The organism is Streptomyces sp. NPDC127106, assembly GCF_042677605.1.
GTDB lineage: Bacteria > Actinomycetota > Actinomycetes > Streptomycetales > Streptomycetaceae > Streptomyces.
On the sequence record NZ_JBHXTC010000019.1, the window covers coordinates 69,488 to 76,359 of the forward strand.

Here is a 6,872-nt window from a genome sequence, read left to right on the forward strand (position 1 = left end):
CGACGCACCATTGACGACTACGGAGGGGGCTTGATCCCGGTGGGTGACTACGCGACGCAGCTGGTGGTCGGGGTCGGCGGACGGGCCGGGGTGTCCGTGGCCGAGGTCTGCGCCCTGGTCGAGGAGACGCTGCGCGGGGCCGGGCTGTCCGCGGGCGCGGTGAAGGCGCTGGCCACGGTGGAGTCGAAGGCCTGCGAGGCGGGGATCACGGGCGCGGCGGAACGTTTCGGCGTACCGCTGCTCAGCTACCCGGCCGAGCAGCTGGCCGGGATCGCCGTGCCCCACCCCTCGGACGCGGTGCGCGACGCCGCCGGCACCTCCTCGGTGGCGGAGGCCGCCGCGCTCGCGACGGGCGGCGAACTCCTCGTCCCGAAGCGGCGGTCGGTGGCCGCGACGTGCGCGGTGGCCACGGCGCAGGCGCACGACCTGCGGCACCACGGGGACGCGGAGGTGCGGGGCGACGGGGCGTCGCTGGTGGACCTCGCGGTGAACGTACGGGCGCACATGCCCCCGGCCTGGCTCAAGCAGCGCATCGCGGCTTCGCTCGGCGCCCTCTCCGCGTACCCCGACGGGCGCGCGGCCCGCGCGGCGGTGGCGGACCGGCACGGGCTGCCGGTCGAGCGGGTGCTGTTGACGGCCGGGGCCGCGGAGGCGTTCGTCCTCATCGCGCGGGCCCTGGACGCGCAGTGGCCGGTGGTGGTGCACCCGCAGTTCACGGAGCCGGAGGCGGCGCTGCGGGACGCGGGGCACCAGGTGGAGCGGGTGGTGCTGCGCGCGGCGGACGGGTTCCGGCTGGACCCGGCGGCGGTGCCGGAGGAGGCGGACCTGGTGGTGGTCGGCAATCCGACCAACCCGACGTCGGTCCTGCACCCGGCGGCGACCCTGGCCGCGCTGGCCCGGCCGGGCCGGATCCTGGTCGTGGACGAGGCGTTCATGGACGCCGTCCCGGGCGAGCGGGAGGCGCTGGCCGGGCGGACGGACGTCCCGGGCCTGGTGGTGCTGCGGAGCCTGACGAAGACGTGGGGGCTGGCGGGGCTGCGGATCGGCTATGTGCTGGCCGAGCCGGAGGTGATCGCGAAGCTGGAGGCCGCGCAGCCGCTGTGGCCGGTCTCGACGCCGGCCCTGGTGGCGGCAGAGGCGTGTGTGACGCCGGAGGCGCTGGCAGAGGCGGAGGCCTACGCCCGGCAGATCGCGGTGGACCGGGCCCATCTGCTGGCCGGGCTCACCGAGTTCGAGGAGATCACGGTGTCGGGGGTGGCGGAGGGCCCGTTCGTGCTGATCCGCGTACCGGGGGCGGCGGAGGTCCGCGCCCGCCTGCGGAACCTCGGCTTCGCGGTCCGCCGCGGGGACACCTTCCCGGGCCTGGACGACTCCTGGCTCCGGCTGGCGGTGCGCGACCGGGCGACGACGGGCCGCCTGCTACAGGCCTTGGACCACGCCCTCGCCCTGACGGCCCACGCAGCCGGGGCAGGGCTCTGACCTGCGCTGAAGCCGAATCCGGCGGGCCTGCCCGATTGCCGTGCGGGGCCGTGTGGGTGATGATCTGCTCATCGGCACGGAGGCACGGGGGATCCGCAGTGAAGGCAGCCGCCAAGGCAGGCGTCGCAGTGGCAGGACTGGCAGTGGTGGGCGGCGCGGTGTTCGCCGTCCCGACCCTGCTCGACAGGGGCGGGGAGGACGGCGGCGCGTCCGGCGAACAGCGGCTCGCCGGCGGCAAGACCGGTCAGGGCAAGGGGAAGGGCAAGGACCAGGCGGGGCCTGCCGCGCCGGCCGACGCCCGCCCGTTCACGCTGCTCGCGACCGGCGACACCATCCCGTACCCGTCGATCATCCAGCAGGCGGCGGACGATGCGAAGGGCAGCGGCCAGAGCCACGACTTCCGCAAGGTACTCGCCGGGGTCAAGCCCCTGGTGGCCGCCGCCGACCTGGCGATATGCCACCACGAGATACCGTACGGCCGGCCCGGCGGCCCCTACACCGGGTACCCGGCCTTCAAGGCCCCGCACCAGTTGGCCGACGCGTTGAAGGACGCCGGCTACGACAGCTGCTCGACCGGATCGAACCACACGCTGGACGACGGCTACGACGGTCTCGTCCGCACCCTCGACCACCTCGACCGGGTCGGCATCAAGCACGTCGGCTCGGCCCGCAGCGCCGAGGAGGCCAAGGCCCCGGCGGTGCTCTCCGCGGGCGGCGCCAAGGTCGCCCAGCTGGACTACACGTACGGCACGAACGGCATTCCGCTCCCGGCCGGCAAGCCGTGGGCCGTCAACCTCCTCGACCAGAACCGGATCATCGCCGACGCGCGGGCGGCGCGGGCGGCCGGGGCGCACGTGGTCGTCCTCAGCATCCACTGGGGCACCGAGTGGCAGACGGCTCCCGACCAGCAGCAGCGCGATCTGGCGCAGGCCCTGACCGCCTCCCGCGGTCCGGACGGCCTCCCCGACATCGATCTGATCCTCGGCACGCACAACCACGTGCCGCAGCCCTACGAGAAGATCAACGGCACCTGGGTGGTCTTCGGCATGGGCGACCAGATCGCGAGTTTCTACGAGCCCGAGAAGCTGCGCGGCAACATGTCGTCGATCCCCCGGTTCACCTTCGCCCCGTCGGCCGCGCACCCGGGCCGCTGGGAGGTGGTCAAGGCCGAGTACCTGACCCAGTTCTCGGACCGGGGCGGTCCGTTCCGCGTCGTGTGCACCTCCTGCGCCGCCGACGGCGGCGGGTCCGGCGCCGCCAAGCGGTCGGAGTACGCGGCGGTCGACAAGCAGATCAGCGAGGCCGTGCTGTCGCGCGGAGCCGACAAGCAGGGCCTGCAGCACGCGACGCGCTGAACCGGCCCGCCCCCTCCAGCCGGGCCGGGTCCGCGCCGCGTGCTGCGGTGCTGCCGCGCCCGGTGCTACTGGGTGCGGCTGCGCCGGTGCTACTGGGTGCGGCTGCGCCGGTGCTACTGGGTGCGGCTGCGCCGGGTCGCGACGAGCGCGACCGCTCCGATGCCGAGCAGCACCAGCGCGCCGCCGGCGACGTACGGGGTGAGCGAACCGCCGCCGGTCTCGGCCAGGTTGGCGTCCGTGGTGATGCCCGCCCCGGTGCCGGAGGCGCCGGTCTGCGCCTTGAGGTCGGGCTGTCCGCCCGTGTCGGCGGCGGGCTTGGCGGCGGGGCCGGCGGAGGGGGGCGGCCCGGCCGGGGACTCGCACCGCGACTCCGCGAGGACGATCTCGCCGTCGACCTGCGCCACGTTCAGGTCCAGCGGGTTCACCGACACCTTGAGGCGAAGCGCGGCCGCGGCGGCGGTGGTGGAAGTGGTCTCCTTGGCGGAGAGCTCCAGGTGGACCAGGCCGACCCGGGGGACCTCCACCTTGGTCGGGCCGCCCGCGGAGAGGGTGACCTTCTTGCCGAGCACGGTGGCCGCGCCGAGCACGTTGGCTTCGGCCTGCGGCTTCTTCCCGGCCTCGCAGACGGCCTTGGAGGTGACCTTCTCCACCTCGATCAGGGAGAGCGCGGGCAGGCCGGGTACATGCACCTCGGCGTGGGCCAGGTTGGCCTCGGCCACGGCGCGCTGCTTGTCCGCGGTGGCCTTCGAGGTGGCCACGTCGGCGCGGAGCACGCTGACCGGCTTTCCCCCCTCGGCCCCGTCCACGGCGACGGTGAGGGCGGTCTTCTCGGCGGTCGCCGGGGCGCTGACCTCGTTCAGGCTGGTCTTCAGCGGGATGTGCACGGCCTTGTTGAGCAGGCCCACGTCCAGTCCGGCGCGCAGCACGGCGGCGCCGGCCTTGCCCTCGCCCGCGCCGGCGGCGCCCGCACCGGCGCCCGTGGCGGCGGCGGGCGGGGCGGTGAGCAGGGCGACCGCCCCCGCGGCGAGCAGGGCGGCCGCGGGCGTGCGGAAGGTGTTGCGGTTCACGGTGGGAAACCCCCAGGGAGACGGGAGCCGTCGCGCGCCAATGGGGGACATCGCGCCCGAACGGCCTACTACCCCGGGAATCCTTTACGCACGGAGAGTGAAGGGACAGCCACCTGGGGTGAGTTCATCCCAACGGGTGGTTTCCACGCACGCATTCGATTAGTTGCGCATCGCAAGCCATGGAAGTTCCCTTCCGTCACACGCACGTACGGGCTGCCGCCGCACCGAAGCCCGATCGTCCGTGCACAACGACGCCGGGACGCCCGGGTCACTTCGACGTCAACCGCGACGTCAACCGTGGCGTCAACCGCGACGTCAACTGAGGTGGTCGGCCGTCGGCGGCAACCCAGGGGCGCACCGCCGTACCGCGCTCAGCCGCGGACCGTGCCGTTCACGACCACCCGCAGCGGCTGCGCCAGCGCCCGCACGTCCGCCCGCGGGTCGGTGCCGTAGACCACGAGGTCCGCGGGCGCGCCCTCGGCGAGCCCCGGCCGGCCGAGCCACTCGCGTGCCGCCCACGTCGTCGCCGACAGGGCCTCCAGGGGTGGGATCCCGGCCCGCACCAGCTCCGAGACCTCGTCCGCGACCAGGCCGTGCGGGAGGGAGCCGCCCGCGTCCGTGCCGACGTACACCGCGATGCCCGCGTCCCAGGCCGCGCGCACGGTGTCGTACCGGCGCTCGTGCAACCTCCGCATGTGCGCCGACCAGCGGGGGAACTTGGCCTCGCCGCCCGCCGCCAGCTTCGGGAACGTGGCGATGTTGACCAGGGTCGGGACGATCGCGACCCCGCGCTCCGCGAACAGCGGGATCGTGTCCTCGGTGAGCCCGGTGGCGTGCTCGATGCAGTCGATGCCCGCCTCGACCAGGTCGCGCAGCGAGTCCTCCGCGAAGCAGTGCGCGGTGACCCGGGCGCCCAGCCGGTGCGCCTCGGCGATGGCCGCCTCGACCTCGTCGCGCGGCCAACAGGCCGTCAGGTCCCCGGCGTCGCGGTCGATCCAGTCCCCGACCAGCTTCACCCAGCCGTCACCGCGCCGCGCCTCGCGGCCGACGTACGCGACGAGGTCGGCGGGCTCGATCTCGTGGGCGTAGTTGCGGATGTAGCGGCGGGTGCGGGCGATGTGCCGGCCAGCCCGGATGATCTTCGGCAGGTCGTCCCGGTCGTCGATCCACCGGGTGTCGGAGGGGGAACCGGCGTCGCGGATGAGCAGGGTGCCGGCGTCGCGGTCGGTGAGGGCCTGCCGTTCTGCGGTCTCCGCGTCGACCGGGCCGTGGGCGTCCAGCCCCACGTGGCAGTGCGCGTCGACCAGGCCCGGCAGGACCCAGCCGGACACCGTGGTCGTCCCGCGGGCACCGGCCGGGCGCTCGTAGGAGATCCGGCCGCCGACCACCCAGAGCTCGTCGCGCACGTCGTCGGGTCCGACGAGCACCCGCCCCTTCACATGCAGCACGTCATCGGTCATGCCCGCACTGTACGTCCGCGGTCAACAGGCCCGTCCGGCACCCCGTCGAGCCGCCGGCCCCGTTCGCGGCCGGAGGCGGCGCGCTCGCCGGGGAGCTGCTCCGGGTCACGCGCCGGGCGGGTTCAGGACTGCGGGACCGCGCAGGCCCCGTCGGGCTCGCACGCGTCGGCGGCGGGGGCGACCCGGGTCAGCTCCCGGCCGGCCCAGGCCTGCTCCAGGGCGCGGGTGAACACCTCGGCCGGCTGCCCGCCGGAGATGCCGTAACGGCGGTCCAGGACGAAGAACGGCACGGCGTTGGCACCGAGTTCGGCCGCCTCCTGCTCGTCGGCCCGTACCTGCTCGGCGTACGCGGAGTCGTCCGCGAGGACGGCGCGGACCTCGGCCTCCTCCAGCCCGGCCTCGACGCCGAGTGCGACCAGCACCGCGGGGTCGAAGACGGACCGCTCCTCGGCGAAGTTCGCGCGGAAGGCCAGGTCGAGCAGCTCCTCCTGGCGGCCGCGGGCGGCGGCCAGGTGCAGGAGCCGGTGGATGTCGAACGTGTTGCCGTGGTCGCGGCCCTCGGTGCGGTACTCCAGGCCCTCGGCACGGGCGGTCGCCGCGACGTGCTCCTCCATGCCGCGCGCCTCGTCGAGGGTGCGGCCGTACTTCTTGGCGAGCATCTCCACGACGGGTGCGGTGACGCCCTTGGCGCCGCTCGGGTCGAGCTCGAAGGACCGGAAGACGACCTCCACCTCGTCGCGGTGCGCGAAGCCGGCCAGCCCCTTGGCGAAGCGGGCCTTGCCGATGTAGCACCACGGGCAGGCGATGTCGCTCCAGATCTCGACGCGCATGTTCCTTCTTCTCTCGGTTCAGGTGGACGCCCCGGCGAAGGACCGAGGCGGTTTCACGTTCAACCACCACCCGGAGCGTCTCATTCCCCGGACAGGGGTCCGATCTGCAGCATGAGCGTGAGGTGCGTGCCGGACCGGGGGACGGCGGGGTCCGGGCGCCAGCCGTGGCGGGCGTAGAAGGCCTGGGCGCGGAGGTTGTGCTCGTACACCTCCAACCGGGCCCGGTCGACACCGGCGGCGCGCCAGGCGTCGAGGCAGGCTGCGTGCAGGGCGGCGCCGACGCCCCTCCGCCAGTGCACCGGGTCGACGTGGAGCTGGGTCAGGGTGGTCTCCCCCGTCGCGGTGCGGAAGGCGGCGACCCCGGTGAGCCGGCCGTCCTCCTCGGCGCACAGCACCCTCCCCTCGGCTTCGGTGCGGGCCACGGCGCGGGACCAGCCCTCGCGGGACGCCGCGAGTTCGGCTGCGCCCGCGTAGGCCTCTTCGGGCAGGCGGCCCCGGTAGTAGGTGGCACGGGCCCGGGTGTGGAGCGCGGCTATGGCATCGACGTCGGCGGGATGCGCGGCTCTGATCATGGATCGTGAAACGCGGGGGGGGGGCCCGCGGCGGGGCCGGCGCCGCGCGCGGGGGTGGGGGGGGCGGGGCGCGAGGGGCAGAGCGCGCCACACGAAAAGGAGGTGAGGG

The 6,872-nt window shown here is 74.6% G+C and carries 6 protein-coding genes; 2 read left to right on the forward strand and 4 right to left on the reverse strand.

Annotated elements, in window-relative coordinates:
• Positions 1 to 30: 30 nt before the first annotated feature.
• Together cobC and ACFVGY_RS18205 are read left to right on the forward strand one after the other, a co-directional pair.
• A complete protein-coding gene (cobC, locus tag ACFVGY_RS18200) occupies positions 31 to 1,479 on the forward strand; it encodes an Rv2231c family pyridoxal phosphate-dependent protein CobC (protein WP_385678050.1) in 1,449 nt (482 codons plus the stop codon).
• A gap of 128 nt (positions 1,480 to 1,607) precedes the next feature.
• A complete protein-coding gene (locus tag ACFVGY_RS18205; protein WP_385678053.1) occupies positions 1,608 to 2,834 on the forward strand; it encodes a CapA family protein in 1,227 nt (408 codons plus the stop codon).
• Positions 2,835 to 2,947: 113 nt separating this feature from the next.
• Here the strand turns inward: ACFVGY_RS18205 and ACFVGY_RS18210 are convergent, their stop codons facing one another.
• The 4 genes from ACFVGY_RS18210 to ACFVGY_RS18225 all read right to left on the reverse strand — a co-directional run bounded on the left by ACFVGY_RS18210 (position 2,948) and on the right by ACFVGY_RS18225 (position 6,763).
• A complete protein-coding gene (locus ACFVGY_RS18210; protein ID WP_385678056.1) occupies positions 2,948 to 3,901 on the reverse strand; it encodes an SCO1860 family LAETG-anchored protein in 954 nt (317 codons plus the stop codon).
• A 371-nt stretch (positions 3,902 to 4,272) separates the two neighbouring features.
• The gene (locus ACFVGY_RS18215) at positions 4,273 to 5,361 is read right to left on the reverse strand and encodes an amidohydrolase family protein (protein WP_385678059.1); all 1,089 of its coding nucleotides are present in this window, start codon (positions 5,359 to 5,361) and stop codon (positions 4,273 to 4,275) included.
• Positions 5,362 to 5,483: 122 nt separating this feature from the next.
• A complete protein-coding gene (locus ACFVGY_RS18220; protein ID WP_385678062.1) occupies positions 5,484 to 6,191 on the reverse strand; it encodes a DsbA family oxidoreductase in 708 nt (235 codons plus the stop codon).
• An 80-nt stretch (positions 6,192 to 6,271) separates the two neighbouring features.
• Positions 6,272 to 6,763 carry a GNAT family N-acetyltransferase gene (locus ACFVGY_RS18225; protein ID WP_385678065.1) on the reverse strand — a complete coding sequence of 164 codons (492 nt, stop codon included), beginning with the start codon at positions 6,761 to 6,763 and terminating at the stop codon, positions 6,272 to 6,274.
• Positions 6,764 to 6,872 lie beyond the last annotated feature (109 nt).